Annotated in this window: 2 protein-coding genes; both read right to left on the reverse strand. The window is 28.1% G+C overall.

The features are described from left to right. Positions 1-173 precede the first annotated feature (173 nt). Positions 174-374 (reverse strand): hypothetical protein, encoded by a 201-nt coding sequence (locus tag LGK95_RS22230; RefSeq protein ID WP_226127112.1) that lies wholly within the window; start codon positions 372-374, stop codon positions 174-176. A 54-nt stretch (positions 375-428) separates the two neighbouring features. After that, entirely contained in the window at positions 429-590 is a 162-nt protein-coding gene (locus tag LGK95_RS22235; RefSeq protein ID WP_404814474.1) for a hypothetical protein, read from the reverse strand. Positions 591-597 lie beyond the last annotated feature (7 nt).

Raw genomic sequence — 597 nt, forward strand, 5'->3', positions numbered from 1 at the left:
ACAAACAAAACTGCATTGTATTTCTTCAAAGTATTTTTTCACTTTTCAACGTGCAATTAAAACCCTAATATTTACATTCCTGTTTTTTCATAAGTTAGTTAACACTATCGTATATTTGATAGTGTTTATACTATCTTTGTTTTATTTATTTGAATCCTTGCCTTAGCAAGAGTTTAAGCTACTTTTATAATAGAAAAACAATATTGAAATGATTTTCTTAACACCAGAATCATATCTGTCCTTAAGCTACGTCCACCTAAAAAGTATGAATCTTTAGATTGTTTATTTCTATTGTTACCTTTTATTTTAAAATAAGTATAGACCCCGACTAAAGCCGTAAAAAATATAAATGAAAGTATAATTAATTTTTGCATAATTAATCTCCATGTTTTTATTTAACTAATAAATTAGTTTTTCATAAACTACAATTATTCTACTCTATGAACCCCTTCACCAATTCCTGTTGAATAAAATGTTGGCTCGTAACCAATTCTCTTTGTATATTCTCTTTTTACTCTACTCGTAAATAAATCTACTTTATCCTTTTCAACTACTGCAATTGCACATCCTCCGAAACCTGCACCTGTCATCCTTGCC

It is taken from the genome of Clostridium algoriphilum, from assembly GCF_020443705.1.
Taxonomy (GTDB): domain Bacteria; phylum Bacillota; class Clostridia; order Clostridiales; family Clostridiaceae; genus Clostridium_AD; species Clostridium_AD algoriphilum.